Genomic DNA, 20197 nt, shown 5'->3' with positions numbered 1-20197 from the left:
CTCAGGCGGTCGGTTCGAGAACGATCACTGGTCCATGCCGATCGCGCAAGCTGAACCGCCCTGTCGCCAGAAGCGCGGCAATCAAGTCGTCATAGGTGCCGTAGGGCGAGAATTTGTGCGTCTCCATCACGATCATGCGGGCACGCGCTAGCGCATCCAGGTCGTGCTGGAGGATCCGCCACTCGACCCCCTCGATATCGCTGACCAAGGCGAAGTTGGTCAGCCCGTGGCGTTTGATCAGCTGGCCCAACGTGCACGCCGGCACCTCGATCGTCGGGAGCGATCCGCCATCGGCGGCGATCCGGCCGCTGACCGAGCTTTCGCCGAGCGCGAACGAGACGGTCTCGCCGGGATCGTAGCTGATCGCCGTCTCGATCACCTCGACGTTGTTGTCGCAGTGGTTGATCGCGAGATTACGCCGCAATGCTTTGGCGAGTCGCGGATCGGCTTCGACGATGAATTGGCGGCGCGCCGGATCGATCCGGCGGCGGATGGTGCAGCTGATCACGCCCAGGCTGCCGCCGAGTTCGATCACGTCGCAATCGGTCGGAATATATTGGCGCACGAAGCGATATTCGCTCGATTCATAGCCGCGCATCAGCAGCGCTGCCTTGATTTCGGGCGTCACGACGGGGCTCGACGTGTCGATCGTCAGCCCGCGATGCGGTATGCGGTCGCGAAGCACGCGCGCCGCCACGATCCCGGTCCAGCGATTGGCGAGCAGCGGGCCTATAAAGCGCTTGGCGTGGGTGGCGAGGCTCGTCATGCGCGCACGCCCATGGGTGAAGGGCCGGGGGCGGTCAAGGCGTGGAAGAGCCGCGCCATGTCGGCGCGTGCGGTGCTGGTCGCGACGAAACGCTCCGCCATCGCGCGCGCGCCGGCGCGCCAGCCGGCATATTCGTCGGGGGGCATCGTGGCCAAGCTATCGATCGCCGCGGCGATCGCGGCGGGGTTGGGCAATGCGATATCGAACCCGGCCTTGGCGGCTTCGAGCCCACGCCATGGGGTCCGGTCGCCGATCACGACCGGCGTGCCCGCCCCCAACGCTTCAAAGATGGCATGGCCGAAATTCTCGGAGCGCGACGGGAGCAGCAGCAAATCCTGTTTCGCCATCGTCTCAGCGACATCGTTGTTGGCGAGCTCGCCGGCACGATGCGCGGTGACATTGGCGGGGAGCGCGGCGATCAATTCCTCGCAACGTGCCCAATGCGCGCGGTCGCTGATCGGACCGAAGATCGTGAAGTCGACGCGGGCCTTGACCAGCGCCAGCGCTTCGAGCGCGACGTCGAGGCCTTTCACCGGCGAAATACGGCCGAGAAAGGCGACGCGGAAGAGGTTGCCGGGTGCGCGCTCCGGCAACGCGAAGAGCGGGCGAATGTTGGTGATCGTTTCCACCGGGTTGCGCGGAAACGCGGCGCGCACGTCGTCGGCCTCTTCGTCGCTGGTGACGTGGAAGGTCACGCCCTTTGCCAGCCCGAGCGCGCGGGTGATCGCGAGGTAGAGCGACTTGCGCGCGCCCTTGAGGCCAAGCGCGCCCGACGAGAATTCGCCACGCGGCGAGAGGATGACGGGCGTGCGCGGCGCCTTGCCCAAGCGCCGGGCGAGCATCGCGGGGATCGTGAATTCGCGATCGAAGAAGCCGTTGACGTAGAGCAGGTCGTGCGGCGTGTCGCGAAGCAGCGCGGCCAGTCCCTCGGCGCCGCGCTTGCCGACGGTCAGATAGTGAATCGTCGCCCAGCCGAGATCGTGCCATCGGCTGCTGTCGATCATCGCGCTCGCCGCGCCGAACGGGCGGTCGCGCGCGACCAGCAGGAAATCGAACTCGTCGCCCAGCGCCTGGCACATCGCCTTGACGCTGAGGTTGGGCCCGGCCGAATCGTGCCCCGGCCAGAACGCGCCGATCAGGATCAGGACGCGCGGCTTCACCGGTCCCACGCGATTCCCGTATCGGCGATGCCGTAGGTTTCCACTAGATAGCGCGGGAATTCGGCAAGCGAATGCGCAGCGATCCACGTCCGCGCCTCGTCGATCTTGGCGTCCATCAGCACGAAGAACCAGAAGCCGTGGAGGAAGTGCCAGACGAAGCCGAGCCGTCCGTCGAGGAACCCGAGCCGCAGGAAATAACGCTGCAGGAAATAGAGCACGGCACGCAGATAGAGCGGCGCGCCGCCATAGAGCTTGCGGAGGCCGCGGCGCTTCCTGGCGGAGGCGGTGAGCTGGCCGTCTTCTTCGCCGATCAAGCCATGCTCGCGCGCGATGAAGTCGATCATCTGCCGCGTCGCATAGGCGTTATGCTTGGCCGTCCACCAGCCGATGTCCTTGAGGCTCGCATCGACCAGGTCGCCACCCGTCAGCCGTTCGGCGCGCCCGCGCGTGATCAGCAGCCGCTCGTCCATCCAGCGCTGCTCCATCCGACCGGCTCCCGGGCGCCACATGCGGGTCAGCCAGGTGCGGTAATAGGCGCCCCAGCGGATGAACTTGCCCTTGAACAGCACCTTGAGCTTGAGGTCGAGCGCAGTGACGTCCGCGGGCAGCGCGGGGAGCTTTGCCTTGATCTCGTCGATCAGCGCGAGTTCGAGATATTCGTCGCAATCAATGCGGATGATCCAGTCGCTGTCGATCGCGATCGTGTCGAGCGCCCATTGCAGCTGCGCGGCCTGGTTGGTGAAGGCGTGTTGGTGCACTTCGGCCCCCATTGCCCTGGCGATCTCCACCGTGCGGTCGGTCGAGAAGCTGTCGATCACGATCACGCGGCTCGCCAGCGGCGCGATCCGTTCGAGACAGCGCCCGATATGCACCTCTTCGTTGAACGATAGGATCAGCGCGGTGATCGACGGCTGGCTCACTCGGCCCCGGCGATATCCAGCGTCGCGGCGCTCACCGCGATCAGCTCGTCGAGCGGGATCGGGGCAGGGGCGCCGTCGCGTGTCGCGGCGTAGAACGCCTTGACGAGCCCGGCCTGACCCTTGTCCTGCGCCGACGCCGATTTGGTCATGGTCTTGCCGCCGCGCGTGATGTGGAGCTTGCGGAAATCGTCGAGCCGGATGACCGTCCCGGCGGCGAATATCTCGAGATATTCCTTGGGCAGCGACGAATCGCCGAGCGAGGAATAGAGGATCGTGCCCGTCGATCCGTCGGCAAAACGCAACACCGCCGAGACGGTGTCGTGCACGCCTTCGGGGCTGAATGCCTCGACCGCGACCGGCGGTCCGCCGGCGAGGAAGGTGAGGGCGTCGACGAAGTGGCAAGCCTCGCCCGCAATCCGCCCGCCCCCTTCGCTGCCGTGCAGCCAGCTGTCACCCGGCACGTGCCCGGCATTGATCCGATAATGCATCGCGATCGGCCCGCCGCGATTGGCAAGCGCTTGCTTGGCCGCGATCATCATCGGCGCGAAGCGGCGGTTGAAGCCGACCGTCAGCACGCCCGGCGCGGCGCTCGCCGCCGCCTGCACTTCGGCGAGTTGCGCCTGGGTCAGCGCGAGCGGTTTCTCGACGAACACATGCTTGCCGGCGTTGAGCGCCTCCACTGCGAGCCGGGCATGACTGTCGTGACGCGTCGCGATGAACACGCAGTCGGTCTCGGCATCGCCCAGCACCGCTTGCGGATCGGTCGCGGCGTGCGCGAAGCCCTGGCGTTCGGCGGCGTCGTGCGCGGACAGGCCGGTCGAGGTGACCACCGTCGTCAGCCGCTCGTTACCCGCCTTCTTGAGCGCGGGGAGCAGCACCGATTTGGCGTAATTGCCGAACCCGATGAACCCGGTTCCGCGTGCGCCGCTCGTCGCGTTCTTGCCGGCGACCGGGATCGAGCGCTCGATCGGAGTCGGGGTGTCGGGGTAGGTCAGAAGAATCGCAAGGTACGGCGCGTCGCCGTCCATCAATTTGTACGCCGCCTCGGCCTGCTCGATCGGGTAGCGGTGCGTGACGAGCTTGAGCGGCGTCACCCGGCCTTCGGCGACAAGCTCAAGGAATGCCTGCATGTTGCGCTGCTCGGTCCAGCGGACATAGGCCAGCGGATAGTCGCGGCCTTCCAGCTCGTACGCCGGGTCGTGGCGGCCGGGGCCGTAGGACATCGACAGCCGCAGATCGAGCTCGCGCTTGTAGAATGGCTCGCGGTCGATCTCCATGCCGGTCAACCCAACCATCACCACGCGGCCCTTCATCCGGCTGATCTCGGCGGCCTGGTTGGGCGGGCCGGACGATTTGCTGGAGGCGGTGACGATCACCGCGTCGGCGCCATAGCCGCCGGTGAAGCCGCGCACCGCGTCGTCGAGGCCGTCCGACACCGCCACATCGGCGCCCATTTCGAGCGCGAGATCGGCCCGTGCGCGGTTGGGATCGAAGCCCAGCACGCGGCAGCCATTGGCCTTGAGCAACTGGACGGTGAGCTGCCCGATCAGCCCGAGCCCCATCACCACCACGCGCTCCCCAAGCGTCGGATTGGCGACGCGCACGCCCTGCAGCGCGATCGCGCCGATCGTGACGAAGCTCGCCGCCTCGTCGTTGACCCCGGCCGGGATGCGCACCGACAGGTTCTTGGGCACTGCGTTATATTCGGCGTGATTGGCGACCGCCGCGCCGGCGCAGGCGATGCGGTCACCGACCGTATAGCCGCCGGCATCGCCGCCCGCCTCGACCACCGTTCCGGCGAGCGAATAGCCAAGCGGAATCGGCGTATCGAGTTTGGCGAACACCTTCTGCACGGTTGGCAGCAAGCCTTCGTTGCGGACCTTCTGCAGCGTCTTCCGAACCAGATCGGGCCGCGCCATCGCCTTGCCCGCCAGCGAGCTGCGCGCGAGGTCGATGATCTGCTTCTCGGTCCCGGCGCTGATCAGCGACACGCGCGTCGCGACCAGATTACGTCCACCACCCGCACGCGGCACCGGCGCGTCGATAAGACGCAGCACACCGCTCCGGTAATTTTGTTCGACCTGTTTCACGCTTACTCCGTCGCCGTGTCGGCGGCCCCGATATCGAACTTTGCCTCAAAGCAATCGGCCGGGAGTGTCAAGCGGATGCGCTTGGCCGCGACCTCGACGCCCATGTCGGGCCACCACGCCGCATCCTCGACCGCAAGCGGCGCAGAACCGCGGATCGCAAGCGCGACATCGCCGCGCCGGATAATCGCGGTGTCACCGTCGAGATCGACCGTGCAGTCGGGATGGAGCAGTAGTCGCGAGGTTGCGGCATGCCAAGTCTCGCACAGGATACGGTCGTGGAGCGTGATGCCGTTGGCGTTGACCTCGACCCGCCGCTCGACCTCGGGATGACCCGGCAAGTGTCGATAGCCGTCATGGTGTCCGCGCAGGAGCATAGAATCCTCACCGCCGACGAACTGCATCACCGTCACCTTGGGCCGCCGCCCGCAGCGGAACGCACCGTAGAAATCGGCCGGCTCCGCGCCGTCTATCGCGAGGCAATTGTGGTTATGTGCGCTGCGCGAGGCCTGGCGGCGATCGCCCGCGACATATTCGAACACCCCCTGATCGACGATGAAGCGTTCGCCGGCGATCGACAGCTCGATGCTGCCGATGTCCCCGTGCGCGTGCGCGGGCAAGCTGTCGGGACCAATCGTGCCCATATCGGCGATCAGCGTGAAGCCGGGGGCGTGAAGCCCGAAATAGCCCGCCGCCGGTAGGCGGAACGCGCCATCGCGTGGCGGGATCGGCTGGCCGGTGACTCGCGCATAGGCCGCGAGGCAAACGTCGGGCCTATACGCCATCGTCAGCCCGGCATCATTGAACTGCGCCGGACTACCGTCGGGGTGGGCGAGCAACGCGGTTGCCGCTGCCATGCGCTGCAACGCCTGGTCCAGCGCGATCGTCGCCGGACCGAACCCGAGCGCGGCTCGAGTCTCGATCAGATCGGCGAAGACTTGCGCGTGGTAGGAGGGCGAGCGCTCGTAATGCGTGCCGTCGCGCAGAACCTGGGTCTGTAGCTCCCGGTTGAGCAGGTCAACCGCGAGCGTTCGCCAGGCGTCGCTGTCGGGCGCGGCGAACCATGCGCTCGCCCATGCCAGCGCCTTTATGTTCTTGATCAGGTGGTTGCCGCCGAGATCGCTTTCGAGGTTGCGCGTCAGGAAGTCGATCTGCGCGGCCAGGCTGGCGCGGATGTCCTCGACTTCGTCGGCCTCGACGCCCCACGCCGCGAGCCGCTGCATCCACACCACGACGCGAAGCGACAGCGCGTAGCTGTTCCAGGCATCGTGCCAGTAACCCGCTCGATAGGGCAGGTTGGCCTGAATCCACTGGCGAATCAGCGCGAGCCCGGCGTCGCGGTCGAGCTCTTCGAGATACTCCATGTAGTGGAGGTTCATCCGCCATAATTGGTCGGCGTCGCTGTGCCAATCGATGCTCTCGGCGAAATCGACGCTGCGGCCGACGAAGGTGAAGCGCCAGCCATCGGGCGTTCGCTCGACCATTCCGGCGCGTGGCGAGAAGATCGGACGGGGGAGGGTGGTTGTGGCGCGCGCGTGGTCCGCGAGCGTCGGGGGGCGCTTGAGCGACCAGCGCCGTCGCGCCGCCAGCTTGAGCCGAGCGACGATCTGGCGCGGCGGGATATGGCGCGCGAAGGCAAGGCTGCGCGTGATGTTCATCGCGCGACCGCCTCGAACGCGGCGAGATAATCGCGCGCGAGCGTCTCGCGGTCGAAATTCGCGCGGACATAGGCTCGCGCCGACGCGCCGATCCGCTCGCCCAACGTGCGGTCGTCGGCCAGTCTCTCGATCGCTGCCGCCAATTGGGTATCGTCCTCGGGCGTGATGGCGATCCCGGCGGCGCCCGCGTCCATCAGCGCCTTGGCTTCGCCCTCAACCCCCAGGATCATCGGCACGCCGAGCGCCATCGCTTCGAACATCTTCGACGGGATCACGGTCTTGAACGTATCGACTCGCTTGAGCAGCACCAAGGCCGCGTCGCTCGCGCCCCAGATCGCCGGCATCGCGGCCTTGGGCATCTGACCGACCATCACGATGTTGGCGAGACCGCGCTGATCGCGAGCCGCGCGCAAACGCTCGCGCTCGGCGCCGCCGCCCACCATCAGGATCGCGATATCGTTGCGGTGGCGTAGTCGCTCGGCTGCGGCGATCACCGTGTCGAGCCCGTGCGCCATCCCGTGCGTCCCGACATAGCTCGCGACGAACTTGCCGGTCAGGCCGTGCTCGGCGCGAAACGCGTCGGCCGCAGCCCGATCGGCGGTGAAGTGCGACAGGTCGGCGCCGTTCTTGATCACCGCGATCGGGCCATGGGGCCGTCGGGTGCGAATGTGCGGCACGAAGCCGTCGGTCACCGACACGACGAGGTCGGCATGGCGGTACGCGAACGCTTCGATCGCTTCGAGTAGCCGGATCGCGAACCCGCGCTTCATCGCGCCGACCATCACGATGCTTTCGGGCCACAGGTCGCGGATTTCGAGCACCCACGGGCACCGCCGCCGCTTGAGCAGCCAGCCGGCGAGCCCGCAGAAGAATTGCGGGCTGGTCGACATCACCATGTCGGCCTTCGGGAACCGCCACATCCAGACGAGTACCGACAGCATGTAGCTGACGTAATTAGCGATGCGGCGCACGAATCCTTCGTTCGGCGCGAGCCATGTCCACAGCCGGATCACGCGAATGCCGTCGATCGTCTCTTCCTGCCACAGCCGGTTGCGATAGCCCGGATAGAGCGCCCCCGCCGGATGATTGGGCGCGCACGTGACGACGGTGACCTCATGCCCCGCCTCGCGCCACACGTGCGCATGCTCGGACAGCCGCGAGGCGGGGGCGTTGACCTCGGGCGGATAGTAATGGCTGAGCGCGAGGATCCTCACCGCGCGAGTGCTGCGACGCCTTGCAGCGACCGCGAGGTCGCGACCTTGGCCCAGCTGCGCGACGCGCGGCGATCGGGGACGTGCGCGGCGTTGCCCGCGAGCCAATCGGCGACGGGGATCGCGAACCCAGTCTTGGACCGCTCGACGATTTCGCGCGGGACCGGCAGCGACGGGGCATTGGCGAGCAATGCCTTGCCCTCGCCGGCCCTGAGCGTGGCGATCCGAGGGCTGAGCGTCTTGAGTAGCGTGAAATCGACCAACGGCACGCGGATTTCGAGCGAGTGCGCCATTCCGGCCCAGTCGGCGTCGCGCAGCAACTGGTTGCGCATGTAATTGCTGCTCTCGAGCGCGCAGACGCGGCCATTGTCCGATCCCGGATCGGGCGTCACCGACCGTTCGATCGCGCCGAGCAGGTCGAGTTCGGCGAGGCCTTCGCGCGCCATTGCGGGGTCCATCGCCTTGTCGAGCTCGAACGGCAGCAGCACCGCGCGGCGCAGCAGGTACGCACCTGCCCAGTTTCCCGAATAATCGAGCACGCCCGCCGCCTTCGGGTTGCGCTTGGCCATTCCGGTCGCGCCGAGCAGCATGCGCGCCAGCGCGCCGGCACCCGGCACCTTCGCCAGCGGCCCGAACCGCCGCCGCATCGCCGGCACGGTGCGGAAGGTCGAATAGCCCGCGAGCAATTCGTCGCCGCCCAGGCCGGACAGCGCCACTTTGAGCCCCATCTCGCGCACCGCCTTGCTGACGAACCAGCTGTTGATGCCGTCGATGCTCGGCTGGTCCATCGCTTCGAAGATCGCATCCATGTCGGCGCGGAACTCGGCGGCGGTGATTCGGCGGATATGGTGATCGACGCCATATTGGCTGGCGACCATCGTCGCACCGGGCGTTTCGTCCTGGGGATGCCCGTCGAACTCGCCGAACGAGAGCGTGCAGGCGCGGATCCGGTCTTGCCCGCAATCGCGCATCAGCCCGATCAGCGCCGACGAATCGACCCCACCCGACAGGAACGCGCCGACCTCGACATCGGCGACGAGATGATGCGCGACGCTGTCGCGGAGCGCGGCGGCGACATCGACCGCGTGCGGATCGCGCTCGCGACCCTCCGCCAGCACTTGCGCGACATTGGCGTAGGACACCGGCGCGCCGACGCCGCTCGCATCGACCGTCAGCCAGCTTCCCGCCGGCAAGGCGCGGATCGCGCGCCACGCGGTGAACGGCTCGGGCACCGATCCCATCAGGTGGAATCCGGCGAGCCCGGCGGGCGAGGGCTGGCGCGAGATCGCGGGATCGACCAGCAACGCCTTGACTTGCGACGCAAAGGTCAGCGCGCCGCCGGTGTCGCTGTAGTAAAGCGGCTTGATCCCGAGCGGGTCTCGCGCGAGCAACAGCGTGTTGTCGCGCGCATCCCATATCGCCAGTGCGAACATCCCCCGCAACCGCGACAGCATCGCCACGCCGTCGCGGGCATAGAGGTGGAGCATCACCTCGGTATCGCTGTCGCTGGCGAAGCTGACGCCGTCGGCGATCAGCTCGTCGCGAAGCGTGCGGTAATTGTAGATCTCGCCGTTGAAGCAGATCGTCAGCCGCTGGTCGGGCGTCGCCATCGGCTGATGACCGCCCTCGCTCAGGTCGATGATCGACAGCCGCCGATGTCCGAACCCGGTGCGTGCATCATCGCTGACCCACACCCCCGTCCCGTCCGGCCCGCGCGTCGCCATCCGATCGCGGATCGCAATCAGCGTGTCGCGCGACACCGTCCGCCCGCTCGACGCGTGGGTGTGGAAACCGGCAATGCCGCACATCGCTCAAGCCAATCCGCGCTGCAGGATCGGTAGACGCGGCAGGAGCCTGTTGGCCAACTGACACGCGATATGGATGGCGAGCACCGCGCTCAGCGGACCGATGACGTCGGGCACCAGCATGCCGTCAACGCGGACGCCGGTCCGCATTCCCAGCAAGACGACCAACAGCAAATGCCAGGCGCCGCGTTCAAACACGATGGTCGAATAGATCGACCATAGCGTCAAAACGGCGCCAAAAAGGGTCGCGAACAGTGCGACGCCAAGCCACCCATAGTCCCAATACCCCTCGGAAGGCATCGACGGATTGGTCGACGAATCGTAGTTGCCATTCGCCATGTAGGTAAATTCGCGTGAAATATCGGTAATGTTGGGCTTGTCCGGGAACACAACCCGGGGAATCCAAACGATAAATATGTCGCGTAACGTATCGCCAGCCAGGCCCTGATCATGAAAGCTGATGGCTAACGTGCCGGCGTTTACATAACTCAGTCGCGCCCAAGCCAATTGGTAGTCTGCCCCGTCGTTACCCGTCTTCCTGCCGGCGGCGATGTCGCCCATCACGTCGACCGTGTCCGAAAGCACAGCGTTGCCATTGGAGAGATCGCGCTCGACGCGCTCGCGCGCGTCGTAGACCACCGAAGAAACGAACAGGTAGAATGGTACGAGAAATGCGAGGGAGAGGGCGATGCGTCGTGCCGTCGGGCGCTGATAAACATATGCGATCGGAATCATTAGCACCGGAAAAATCGCCGCATATTTTGTCAGCTCTAACAGACCGACGATAGAATCTATCGCCGCCAATACGATTATCGCCGCAATCCAACGGTAATTGCGATTTTGTAACCCCCAATAGCTGAGCAGAAAATACCCCACATAGGCCATTTGCCCAACCTGAGTGACGGCATTTGCAACGTGTATGCGGAGTATTCCCACGGCAGCCGGGTAGACAAGCAGGTAATTAGTCGCCAGTCCGACGCCGAGAAAGGCAAGGCCAACCATTTTCAAGGACAGACGGCAGCCCTCTATTGACAGAATCCTACTCCCCCGAGCGCGTGATCGACCTCGATATATTTGGATGACAATCCACGAAGTGATTAGAGCACACTCATGGAACATTGCGTTGACAAGGTTGAACTTGAGTAGGTCGCTCGGAAAGAACGCGAACAAACTTTGGATCAGGTCACGGGTATCGGCGTTGAAAAACGAGGTGATTGTCGAGCCGATCCCGAGATATGTCACCATCGCCACGCGGTACCAAAACAGCGGTGCCCAGATGGCGTGGATGTTGAGCCGGGTCATTCGCAGCGTCGATAGCGCGACAACGACCGCAAAGGCTGCCGGGCCGACGATGTTGATCAGGTCGACGATGCCGTAGCCATCGAACATCGCGACGCCGTACAGAACCATGATCACGCCGACGGCGACGAATTCGCCCCAATGCGGCGCCAGCCCCTCCATCTGATCGTCCGGTTCGCGCGCTATTCGCGTCGCTCCGGCTGGGCGGAGGCGACGTTGGGATCGTAGCGAAAGCAGTCCGCCAGCCATCAGCCGACTAGCCCGACTGGAGATCGTTCGCATACTGCTATTTTGGCCGTTCCTGATCGCATGCCTCGCAGCCTTATGCGCGATCCCCTGTCGATGCCACCCCTGAGGGAACGGAGATCCGCCACAAAGCGGCAGCAAATTCACGGAGCGATACCCGCAGCGAAGAGGGCGTGCTTGGCCGGGTAATCAGCCCGGCATTCGGTGCGCAGCCAGCAACCCGTCGATTTCCGCCGCTCGCGCGTGATACGAATAGGCCGGCACCGCGCGCGCGTGCCCGGCGTCGGCGATCGCCCGGCGCGCGGGTTCATCCGTCAGATAATGATCGACCTTCGCCACCAGATCGTCGGGGGTCGCGAACAGATCGACTTCGCGCCCGGGCTCGAACAATGTGCGCACCTCGTCATTGTCGATATGCAGCATGAACCCGCCGCACGCCGGTATCTCGAAGCTGCGCGTCGAGACCTCGTCCGCCCAGCCATGCGCTCCCCCAGGCCCGTGATGCACTGCGACATTGATGCGCGTATGCTCGATCGCGCGCGCGAACTGGTCGCCGTGAAGCGGACCCCCGAACACGTACGGTGCGAGCGGCGTTCCCGCCGCCAGCTGTTCCCAGCGATTGCCGACGACGATCATCGACCGGCCATTGAGGCTGCGCGCGATCGGCTCGAGCCAGGCGAGCTTGTCGGGCGACGCATTGCCGATGAACCCGACGTCCCACAAAAAGCGCGGGGTTTCGCCGGGCGGCGTGCGGCGACGATGAACTTCCGGCACGTAGCCGTGATGCACCATCGCAACGCGTTGGGCGCCGAGCCGCTCGCGCAACCAGGGAACCTGGTACGATTTGGTCGTCGCGACCAAGTCGTATTCGCCGATGGCATCGGCGCGCATGCCGTCATGATCGAAATCGCGGTCGGGATAGTAATTGACGGTGAATATGCCGCGCCGGCGCAGCGCGCGGATCGTTTCCGGCGCGATGAAATTGCCCTTCACCGTCAGCATGACGTGCGGGCGGACGTAATCGGCGGCCACGATGATGTCGTCGTTATGGCTGCGCCGCGCCTCGGGATAGAGCAGGCGTCCGGCGACCTTCAACTGCAGCCGCCGCGAATGGATCAGCGGGTCCGACGACGACACTTCGGTGACGTCCCAGCCGAGCAAGCGGAACCCCTCGGCCAGCCCCGCGCCGGTCTGCCACACAGTGAAATCGCCGACCATCAGCATCGAGGGCGCCGAGTTCCCCAGCGGAGCAAAGATCGATTCGGCCATGTCGCGGCCTATGTCCCTTGCTTCGCCGCCCGGCGCAAGATTGCGGACGGCGGCGCCAGCCTCTATCGCTCGCGGGCAAAGGGGCGTGTTTCCGGCCCCGTGCAGCGAGTTGGGACGCAGCCTTGGCGCTTTCGGTGTTGAAGAAGATGTTCGGCGGGTCGCCGCCCGAGCGCGCGCGCGGCGACGCCGGCATTCCCGCGGGCGAGCGCGTCTATGCGATCGGTGACGTCCATGGCCGGCTCGACCTGCTCACCGCGCTGCTCGAAACGATCGATCGCGACGACGCGGCGCGCGGCGAAGCGGCGACGCGGATCGTGTTCCTGGGCGACCTCGTCGATCGCGGGCCGCACTCGAAGCAAGTCATCGACCATATCCTGACTCGCGACTGGCGCGACCGCCCCGTGACCGTTCTAAAAGGCAATCACGAGGAAGTGTTCCTGCTGACGCTCGCGGGCGACCTGGAGGGCGCGCGGTTCTGGCTGCGGATCGGCGGCAAGGAGACGATGACGAGCTACGGCACCCCGGCCGAGCTCATCGAACAAGCCGGACCGCTCGACATCGTCGAGGACTTCGCGCGCCGCGTGCCGTCCGCGCATGTCGGCTTTCTCCACGGACTGTCCGATATGGTGAGCATCGGCGGCTATTGCTTCGTCCATGCCGGGATCAAGCCGGGCGTCGCGATCGATCGCCAGAAGCCCGAGGACGTTCGCTGGATTCGCGATCGTTTCCTCGATTACGAGGGCAGCCATGGGGCCACGATCGTCCACGGCCACTCGATCGCGACCGATGTCGAGGATCTGCACAACCGGATCGGGATCGACACCGGCGCCTATGCCACCGGCAAGCTGACCGCGGTCGGGCTCGAGGCCCAAGACCGCTGGTTTCTTTCGACGTGACTCGTCGCCGAGCGGAGCCGTCGGCGGAGTTGCGACTGGTGGCGGCGTGCTGCCGCTGGCCGATCGACGTTGCGGCGATCCGCGCCGCGGCGGCAATGCCGCTCGATTGGCCGCGCGTGGTTGCCCTCACTCGGCGACACCGGGTGACCGGTTTCGTGCACCTTGGGCTCGCCGCGGCCGGGCTCGCCGCACCGCCGGGATTGGCCGTACGCTACCAACGCGTCGTCCAGCGCAACATGCTGCACTGTGCCGAAGCCACGCGCATCGCCGCGCGGCTGGGCGAAGCGGGCATTGCCGCCGTGTTCCTCAAGGGCGTGGCGCTGGCCGAGCTCGCTTATGGCGACCTAGGCGTCAAGCAAGTGGTCGACAACGACCTGCTGGTCGCGCCCGCGGATGTCGCCGCGACGATCGTAGCGCTTCAGGAGGCTGGCTACGCGCTGTACAGCCCCCCCGAAATCGACTTGTCGCGACTCCCGCTGCTGATGGATTTCGTCAAGGAATGCGAGCTTCGCCACCGCGCGACCGGCGCGGTGATCGATCTGCACTGGCGGATGCATTCGTTGCGCGGGTTGATCGACGAACCTGCAATCGCCGACATCGCGCGCCCGGTGACCATCGGGGGCAAGCCGGTGCCGACGCTGACCGGCGAGCCGCTGATGATCTATCTCGCCATACACGGCGCACGCCATTGCTGGTCGCGACTCAAATGGCTGGCCGATTTCAACGCGCTGCTTGCCCCGATGCGCGACGACGCGGTCTCCGCGCTTCGCCGGCGCGCGCGCGCCGAGGGCGTCGGGCCGTGCCTCGACTCGGCGCTCGCGCAAGCCGGGCGGCTGCTCGGCGCGCGCGTGCCCGACGATGTCACGGCGACGGCGCGGGTGCGGATGCTGGTGGCGCTTTCCGACCGCCTGCTCTTCGGAGCGGGGGAGGCGGCTCAACAGACCGACGCGCCCGGCCGCTACATGCGGACGATCACGCTCTCTGCGATCGCGATGAAATCGCGGCCCGGCTATCTCGCAAAGCTCGCCTGGGACATGTGGGTGGCGCCCGGCGACGCGCTCGCGGTGCCGTTGCCGAAGCCGCTGCGTCCGCTCTATCTCATCATCAGCCCGGCGCGGCGGATGGGGCGCGCCGCCGCGCGCCTGACCCGCGGGTCGCGAATCGGCGCAAGGCCAGGGATGCCCGCACCGAACGGTTGACCCCAATACGTCGTCACGGGGCTTTGCGTGCGTGCGATCCGGGACTATGCGCGCGGCCCAGGAGCAAAGCCCCCGTGCGTCCGCACGCCAGGAGAAATGCATGTCGATCAAGCCGTTGCGCAAGGCCGTGTTCCCCGTGGGCGGGCTCGGCACGCGATTCCTGCCCGTCACGAAGGCGCTGCCCAAGGAGATGCTGCCGATCGTCGATCGCCCGTTGATCCAATATGCGGTGGACGAGGCGATCGACGCCGGGATCGAGCAGATGATCTTCGTCACCGGGCGCGGCAAGTCGGCGATCGAGGACCATTTCGACATCGCCTACGAGCTCGAGAGCACGATGGCCGAACGCGGCAAGTCGCTCGAAATCCTCGACGCGACTCGGCTCAGGCCGGGCGCGGTCGCCTATGTCCGCCAGCAGGAACCGATGGGGCTCGGCCACGCCGTGTGGTGCGCGCGCGACATCGTCGGCGACGAGCCGTTCGCGATCTTCCTCGCCGACGAGCTGATGGTCGGCGAGCCCGGTTGCATGAAGCAGATGGTCGACGCCTATCATCGCGTCGGCGGCAATCTGGTGTGCGGCTATGAAGTGCCGGCCGATGAAACCGATCGCTACGGCATCATCTCGCCAGGCAAGGTCGACGGTGACCTGGTCGAGGTCACCGCGCTGGTCGAAAAGCCCGCCAAGGGAACCGCGCCGTCGAACCTGATGATCCCGGGCCGCTACATTCTCCAGCCCGAGGTGATGCGCGTGCTCGAAACGCAGGAAAAGGGCGCAGGCGGCGAGATCCAGTTGACCGATGCGATGGCGCAGATGATCGGCGGGCAGCCGTTCCACGCCTTCAAGTTCGGCGGGCGGCGGTTCGATTGCGGCGACAAGGCCGGCTATATCCAGGCCAACATCGCGCTCGCGCTCGACCGGCCCGACATCGGCCCGGCGGTGCGAACGTTCATCGACGCGCTATAGCCATTACGCCACCTTCGCTCGGCGGGATTGAGCAGGTTAGTTTTTACCGTAGCGCTGCCTGCCGGCGTCGCGAACGCGAGTTTCGATCGCCTGCGAATAATCGTCCAGGTTCGATCGGGTCAGCAGGAATCGATCGTCGCGAACATCGGTCAACAATCTTTCCAGCGCGGCAGGGGCCGTCAGATGGACGGTGTCGCGATAGTTTAACGGGTCGCCGGTCAGTGCAGCGTCGGTATCAATGGCGTGGACGCGTATCGTGCTCAGCTTCTCTTCCGTTACGACTTGCGCGATGCACGCGTGGAAATGCGCCAGTTGGCGATAGTCGGAGCCCCTCGTCCAGAAGCTCATCATGATCGGTTTTTTCTGCCAGCTGTAGAAGGTTGCGAAGGGTATTGGCGGAAACATCAGGTCGATCCGAAGCCCCTTTTTCCGCGCCGCGCGTCCTATGGGCACGAGCAAGCGCGTAATGAAACGGTAGGATCGGCAGTCAGGCAGCCGCGGATTCAAAAACAGGTCCGGCGCAGGATGCGAGACTGCGTCGTTGAGCGTCGCGATCAAGTCCGGCTGGGTCGGCAACCGGGGCGCATCGTAATAGGATGCGGGCTCGATTCGCCAAGTTGGCGTGTCCAGCGGTTTTCCTGATGCCCGGCGTATTGCGGCCTCAATCATGCGTGGATTGAAATCGGGCATGTCAAACCAGCGCGCGTCGAACATCTGCATCGCGAGGACGCCAGTCAGGAAGGGCGCGCCGTCGTTACCCATTTGCGAATGGTCGACGCCCAGGATGACGCGCCGAAGCCCGGGGGTTTCTAACAGTTGCGTCAGGATCCGTGCCGAGTCGTCCGGCGAGGGCAGTGGGTATGAGAGGTTGACCGGCGTTTTCGCGCCGAACACCTTTCGGAGCTGCGCCGGCGTCACCGCCATCGTCGTCGATCCGCCGAAGACGACCAGGTCGTGCGGCTCGCGAGTGCGCGCCGCCATGAAATAGACGGTTTGAAGGCCCGGATAGTTGGCATCCGCGAATTTGGGGGGAAGTCCCCACGGGCGCAGGTCCAGGGGGTCTACGACCTGCAGAAGCAACACGATCGCCAAGCCAAAAATCAGTGGGATACCCGCGATCGGCAAAAACACGCGCGCGCCGGCCAATCGGCCGGCGATCCCTGATCTGGGGCGTGGGCCGCCATAGAGCAGCGCTGCCAACGAGGCGCGGAGGGCCATCATCACGTCAGAATACCTGATAGACGAAGGGCACGATCACTGCCATTTTTTTCATGGCGATAAGCAGGATGAACGCGGTGGCTACCCCCCATAGCAGAGTGGGACGCCACCGAAACTGGAAGAGCGCCAACGTCCGTGACGGATTGACGAACGAAGGAAGCCCGGCGCGATATCGCCGCATGAGCTCATAGGCATTCGGCATGAACATCGCGATGGCGTAAGCGACGACCAGGACGGGGATCGCGAACTGGTCCTGGTCGAGCGGCGCGGCCCCAGGCTGGCCTGCGAACACGTTGCGCAACAGGGCGCCGAATGTGGCGAGCGTCGGCGATCGAAACAGCGCGAAGGTGACGATCAGCAACGGAATGGCGATGACCGCTCCGCCCGCCAGTCGCCAATGCTCCGCAATCGCGGCGCGGCGCTTTTTCCACCGCCGCGCGCTCCGGAATTCGGTTTCGATGACGTACCACGTTCCGTGGATCAGCCCGAACAGCACGAACGTCAGTCGAGGCCCATGCCACAGGCCGATGATCGTGAAATTGATCAATAAGGGACCCCATAGCGACACTATCTTCGCGGGGACGCCCTTCATTCGGCGCCGCGCGGCGTAGCGCGATCCAGCAATCGACAGCGGCGAGAACAGGAATCGTGCGATCACTCGCGTCAGCGTCATGTGCCAGCGGCGATAGAAGTCGATAATTCCGGTCGCGCGCAACGGTGAATCAAAGTTGATCGGCAACGTGATGCCGATCATGCGAGCGACTCCCAACGCGATATCGGAATAGCCTGAAAAGTCGAAGTAGAGCTGCGCATAATAGGCGATCAGTGCCTCAAGCGCTTGATGCGAATTGACGGCGTTGCCGGCGGCGATCCGTGCATAAACCTGATCGACCCAGTCCGCACCGATCTGATCGGCCAGCACGAACTTCTTAAACACGCCGATCGACAGGAGCGTCACGCCGACCGCTAGATCAATACCGCGCAGCCTCCCGAAGCTGCGACGGGCGATTTGCGGCAGGACTTCGACCAGATAGGCGATCGGCCCGATCAGAAGCGTCGGGAACATGGTCGCAAAGGCGCCGTACCGCAGCATTCGATCTGCGCGAGAGGGCGCTTGCCCGCCCGGCGGGGCATCGAGCCCGAACGCGACATCGCGTGGTAGAGCCAGCGCGTCGAGCAACGCGACCGCGCGCTGGAAGGTGAGAAACGACAACGTCGTGGGGATCAACACGCCCAGCGTCGCTGACAGCGGTCCGATCCCCGGTAACCATTGCAGCCAGATCGAATATTTTACGACTGCCAGGAGCAGGATGTTGAGCGCGATACCCACACTGGCAATTCGCGCGCGCCGGTGCTGCGTCTGTGCAGGGGATACGGTGGCGAACAGCAACCCCGCATTGATCAGGGTACTCGCGATCATCACGATCAGGAACGGCGTGCCTTGCGACGCGGCGAAGAACAGCGAGGCGAGGATCAGTACGCCGAGCGCCCCGCGATTGCCGCCGATCCGGCCGGCCAGCGCGAAGCACGCCAGGAAGGCGGGCAGGAACAGGAAGAGGAAGAAAGGGTAGACGAGGGTCAAGTCAGGTCGTTCCAGGCCGCGAACGGCAAGTCTTTCGCTACGTAATCGTCAAGCGCCATTAGGTAGTAGCGATCTCCCGCAGCGGTTTCTTCGACCAAGGTGAAGCCCAGCCGATCGAACAATTCGCGGACCATGCCATTCTTCGCCGTGGGCGCGTAGTGCGCGCGGATCCGACGTCGACCACCGGCGCGCGTTGCCTCCACCAGCGCTTGAAGCATCGCTTCTTCCACGCGGCGGCCGAGCACGCGGCAACTCATCAGCCATGAGTCGATGTCGATCGTTTCGGCATCGGCGGCATCGGGCTGCGCGATGATCACGCCGATAATGCCGAAATCGCTGAATTTGTCCCGGAGCCGCACTTGCAGCGTGACGGCGCGCGTATCATTTTCAAATCCGGCCACCTCGGGCTCGGTGTATCGCCGCGAAGTCAGGTTGAACTGGTTGGATTTGTTGATCAGCTGCGCGATCCGGCTTCGGCCCTGCACATCGAACGGTTTGACGGAGAGTCTCATCTCCAGCGCCGCAAGATAATCGCCAAGGTCGCGGGACCTTTGCTGCACCTCGGCGCGCGCGGCATTGGCGATATAGCTGGCGCTGCGGTTGCGATCCTCGTCGGACCAAGCGACCGCTTCGAAATAGCCGGCACTCGACAAATAGGCGGGGTACCAGGCAGCGTCGGCAGGCAGTTCGGGCACGGCGACCGCCGGCAAAGCCGCGCGGACCTGGGCTCGCTCGGCACTGTTGTCGTCGAGGAGGACCAACGCGTCGAGCCCGATGTTCAATGTCGCGGCGATGGCCTCGAGATTGCTCGCCTTGTCGCTCCAGTTTGCCTGAAATACCGCGATGTCACTCTCGCGGAGCAGCATGTCGGGGTGTTCGCGGAAGGCCTGACGGGCAGTCTCGTCGAAATTCTTCGAAGACACTGCGAGGATGATTCCGCGGTGCTTGAGGTCGAGCGCGAGTTGTTGAACGGCGAGGAAGCTCTCCCCCTCCGCATTGCCGGAGCCGATCGCGATCCCCTCCATCCCGTCGTCGCCGATCACCCCGCCCCACAACGTATTGTCACAATCGAGCACGAGGCACTTGCGCGCCTTGCCCCGGATCGCGCCCAAAACGCGCGCGATCACGTCGGCGAGCAGGGGCGCGCATTGCGGCGCAACCGGTAGTTTGTAGAGGTTCCACATCACCGGATCGAACCACTCGGCGGTCCCGACTTGCTCGGCGGCCGAGGCGAGATCGAGCACTAGCGCACTGTTGTCCGACGCGATTTCCCCCAGGCGTTCGTTGAACGCCGCTATCTGCGCGCGGGGTGTCGCCGCGACCGCCCGATCGAAACTGCCGAACAGGGCGCCGGGCGGCGCCGGGAGATTGCTTACGACGATTTGTGCGCCGATCCCCTCGCGCAGCGCGTTGAGCACCATGTCGATGCGATCGATTGCCTGATCCACTGCCGCAGCGTCGTGACCGACGGCGAACCGGTCGAGACCCAGCCAACGATGGTCGACATGGACCAGCACGGCATCGGGCTGTTCGGCAAACACCTCCGCGTGCGGATCGATCGCAGTCTGGACGACCTGGTCGTATTCGGCCAGCGCCACATCAAGGGCAAGCCCGTGCCGCGCTGCAGCGGCGGGAAGCGCGGCCGCGACGATATCGAAAGTGCTCGAGGACAGCACGGCCAAGCGCAAAGGCGCGAGCGGATCGAGCACCACGCCGTCCGCGCGGAACTGCCGCATCGCCTTCCCGAACGCGAGCGACTGACTGGAATTGAGTTGGCTCGTCGCCAGCCGCTGGAGTTCGATCCCGTGCCCGCCGTCCGCGACCGCAATCGCCTTCAGCCGAGCCTTGAAATCCGCAGGCGCGGTCGGCAGCCACGGCATTTGCCAGGGAACGAACATCTGACTGGCCTCTGCTCAG

At 65.4% G+C, this 20197-nt stretch carries 15 protein-coding genes; 3 read left to right on the top strand and 12 right to left on the bottom strand.

Going from position 1 to position 20197, the window contains the following annotated elements:
* Window position 1: 1 nt before the first annotated feature.
* From VH326_RS15370 to VH326_RS15330, 9 genes are all read right to left on the bottom strand, one after another.
* On the bottom strand, window positions 2-766 hold the full coding sequence (locus VH326_RS15370) for an FkbM family methyltransferase (protein ID WP_329632720.1): 765 nt from the start codon (window positions 764-766) through the stop codon (window positions 2-4).
* A complete protein-coding gene (locus tag VH326_RS15365) occupies window positions 763-1926 on the bottom strand; it encodes a glycosyltransferase (RefSeq protein ID WP_329632719.1) in 1164 nt (387 codons plus the stop codon). The genes VH326_RS15370 and VH326_RS15365 overlap by 4 nt, the downstream gene beginning before the upstream one ends.
* Complete coding sequence (locus VH326_RS15360) at window positions 1923-2846, bottom strand: glycosyltransferase family 2 protein (protein WP_329632718.1); 924 nt, start codon at window positions 2844-2846, stop codon at window positions 1923-1925. Before VH326_RS15360 ends, VH326_RS15365 begins: the two co-directional genes overlap by 4 nt.
* Window positions 2843-4936, bottom strand: a complete 2094-nt coding sequence (locus VH326_RS15355) for a bi-domain-containing oxidoreductase (protein WP_329632717.1) — start codon at window positions 4934-4936, stop codon at window positions 2843-2845. Before VH326_RS15355 ends, VH326_RS15360 begins: the two co-directional genes overlap by 4 nt.
* Window positions 4937-4938: 2 nt before the next feature.
* On the bottom strand, window positions 4939-6591 hold the full coding sequence (locus VH326_RS15350) for an alginate lyase family protein (RefSeq protein ID WP_329632716.1): 1653 nt from the start codon (window positions 6589-6591) through the stop codon (window positions 4939-4941).
* Window positions 6588-7805: a glycosyltransferase family 4 protein gene (locus tag VH326_RS15345; RefSeq protein ID WP_329632715.1), complete on the bottom strand. Its 1218-nt coding sequence runs from the start codon at window positions 7803-7805 to the stop codon at window positions 6588-6590. Before VH326_RS15345 ends, VH326_RS15350 begins: the two co-directional genes overlap by 4 nt.
* Window positions 7802-9610: an asparagine synthase (glutamine-hydrolyzing) gene (gene asnB, locus VH326_RS15340; protein ID WP_329632714.1), complete on the bottom strand. Its 1809-nt coding sequence runs from the start codon at window positions 9608-9610 to the stop codon at window positions 7802-7804. Before asnB ends, VH326_RS15345 begins: the two co-directional genes overlap by 4 nt.
* 3 nt (window positions 9611-9613) lie before the next feature.
* Window positions 9614-11068, bottom strand: a complete 1455-nt coding sequence (locus VH326_RS15335) for a hypothetical protein (RefSeq protein ID WP_329632713.1) — start codon at window positions 11066-11068, stop codon at window positions 9614-9616.
* Window positions 11069-11341: 273 nt separating this feature from the next.
* A complete protein-coding gene (locus VH326_RS15330) occupies window positions 11342-12421 on the bottom strand; it encodes a CgeB family protein (protein WP_329632712.1) in 1080 nt (359 codons plus the stop codon).
* 122 nt (window positions 12422-12543) lie between these two features.
* Here VH326_RS15330 and VH326_RS15325 point away from each other — a divergent pair, with 122 nt between their 5' ends.
* The 3 genes from VH326_RS15325 to galU all read left to right on the top strand — a co-directional run bounded on the left by VH326_RS15325 (window position 12544) and on the right by galU (window position 15480).
* Window positions 12544-13317, top strand: coding sequence for a metallophosphoesterase (locus VH326_RS15325; RefSeq protein ID WP_329632711.1), 774 nt, complete (start codon window positions 12544-12546; stop codon window positions 13315-13317).
* A complete protein-coding gene (locus tag VH326_RS15320) occupies window positions 13314-14516 on the top strand; it encodes a nucleotidyltransferase family protein (protein WP_329632710.1) in 1203 nt (400 codons plus the stop codon). The genes VH326_RS15325 and VH326_RS15320 overlap by 4 nt, the downstream gene beginning before the upstream one ends.
* Window positions 14517-14616: 100 nt before the next feature.
* Window positions 14617-15480 (top strand): UTP--glucose-1-phosphate uridylyltransferase GalU, encoded by an 864-nt coding sequence (galU, locus tag VH326_RS15315; RefSeq protein WP_329632709.1) that lies wholly within the window; start codon window positions 14617-14619, stop codon window positions 15478-15480.
* Between the two features lie 36 nt (window positions 15481-15516).
* Here the strand turns inward: galU and VH326_RS15310 are convergent, their stop codons facing one another.
* The 3 genes from VH326_RS15310 to VH326_RS15300 are packed head-to-tail and all read right to left on the bottom strand — an operon-like array spanning window position 15517 to window position 20178.
* Window positions 15517-16704, bottom strand: a complete 1188-nt coding sequence (locus VH326_RS15310) for a hypothetical protein (RefSeq protein WP_329632708.1) — start codon at window positions 16702-16704, stop codon at window positions 15517-15519.
* Between the two features lies 1 nt (window position 16705).
* Window positions 16706-18280: an MBOAT family O-acyltransferase gene (locus VH326_RS15305; protein WP_329632707.1), complete on the bottom strand. Its 1575-nt coding sequence runs from the start codon at window positions 18278-18280 to the stop codon at window positions 16706-16708.
* Window positions 18277-20178, bottom strand: coding sequence for an HAD-IIIC family phosphatase (locus VH326_RS15300; protein ID WP_329632706.1), 1902 nt, complete (start codon window positions 20176-20178; stop codon window positions 18277-18279). The genes VH326_RS15305 and VH326_RS15300 overlap by 4 nt, the downstream gene beginning before the upstream one ends.
* Window positions 20179-20197: the final 19 nt, after the last annotated feature.

This window comes from Sphingomonas sp., from assembly GCF_036269755.1.
In the GTDB taxonomy this organism is placed as follows: Bacteria; Pseudomonadota; Alphaproteobacteria; order Sphingomonadales; family Sphingomonadaceae; genus Sphingomonas.
The sequence above is the reverse complement of the archived record's forward strand: the minus strand, read 5'-3'. Positions and strand labels throughout refer to the sequence as shown.

Bases quoted from the DNA above. Each gene is read 5' to 3' on its own strand.
- asnB (WP_329632714.1), bottom strand. From the start codon at position 9,610: ATGTGCGGCATTGCCGGTTTCCACACCCACGCGTCGAGCGGGCGGACG.
- galU (WP_329632709.1), top strand. From the start codon at position 14,617: ATGTCGATCAAGCCGTTGCGCAAGGCCGTGTTCCCCGTGGGCGGGCTC.
- VH326_RS15370 (WP_329632720.1), bottom strand. From the start codon at position 766: ATGACGAGCCTCGCCACCCACGCCAAGCGCTTTATAGGCCCGCTGCTC.
- VH326_RS15350 (WP_329632716.1), bottom strand. From the start codon at position 6,591: ATGAACATCACGCGCAGCCTTGCCTTCGCGCGCCATATCCCGCCGCGC.
- VH326_RS15330 (WP_329632712.1), bottom strand. From the start codon at position 12,421: ATGGCCGAATCGATCTTTGCTCCGCTGGGGAACTCGGCGCCCTCGATG.
- VH326_RS15300 (WP_329632706.1), bottom strand. From the start codon at position 20,178: ATGTTCGTTCCCTGGCAAATGCCGTGGCTGCCGACCGCGCCTGCGGAT.
- VH326_RS15335 (WP_329632713.1), bottom strand. From the start codon at position 11,068: ATGGAGGGGCTGGCGCCGCATTGGGGCGAATTCGTCGCCGTCGGCGTG.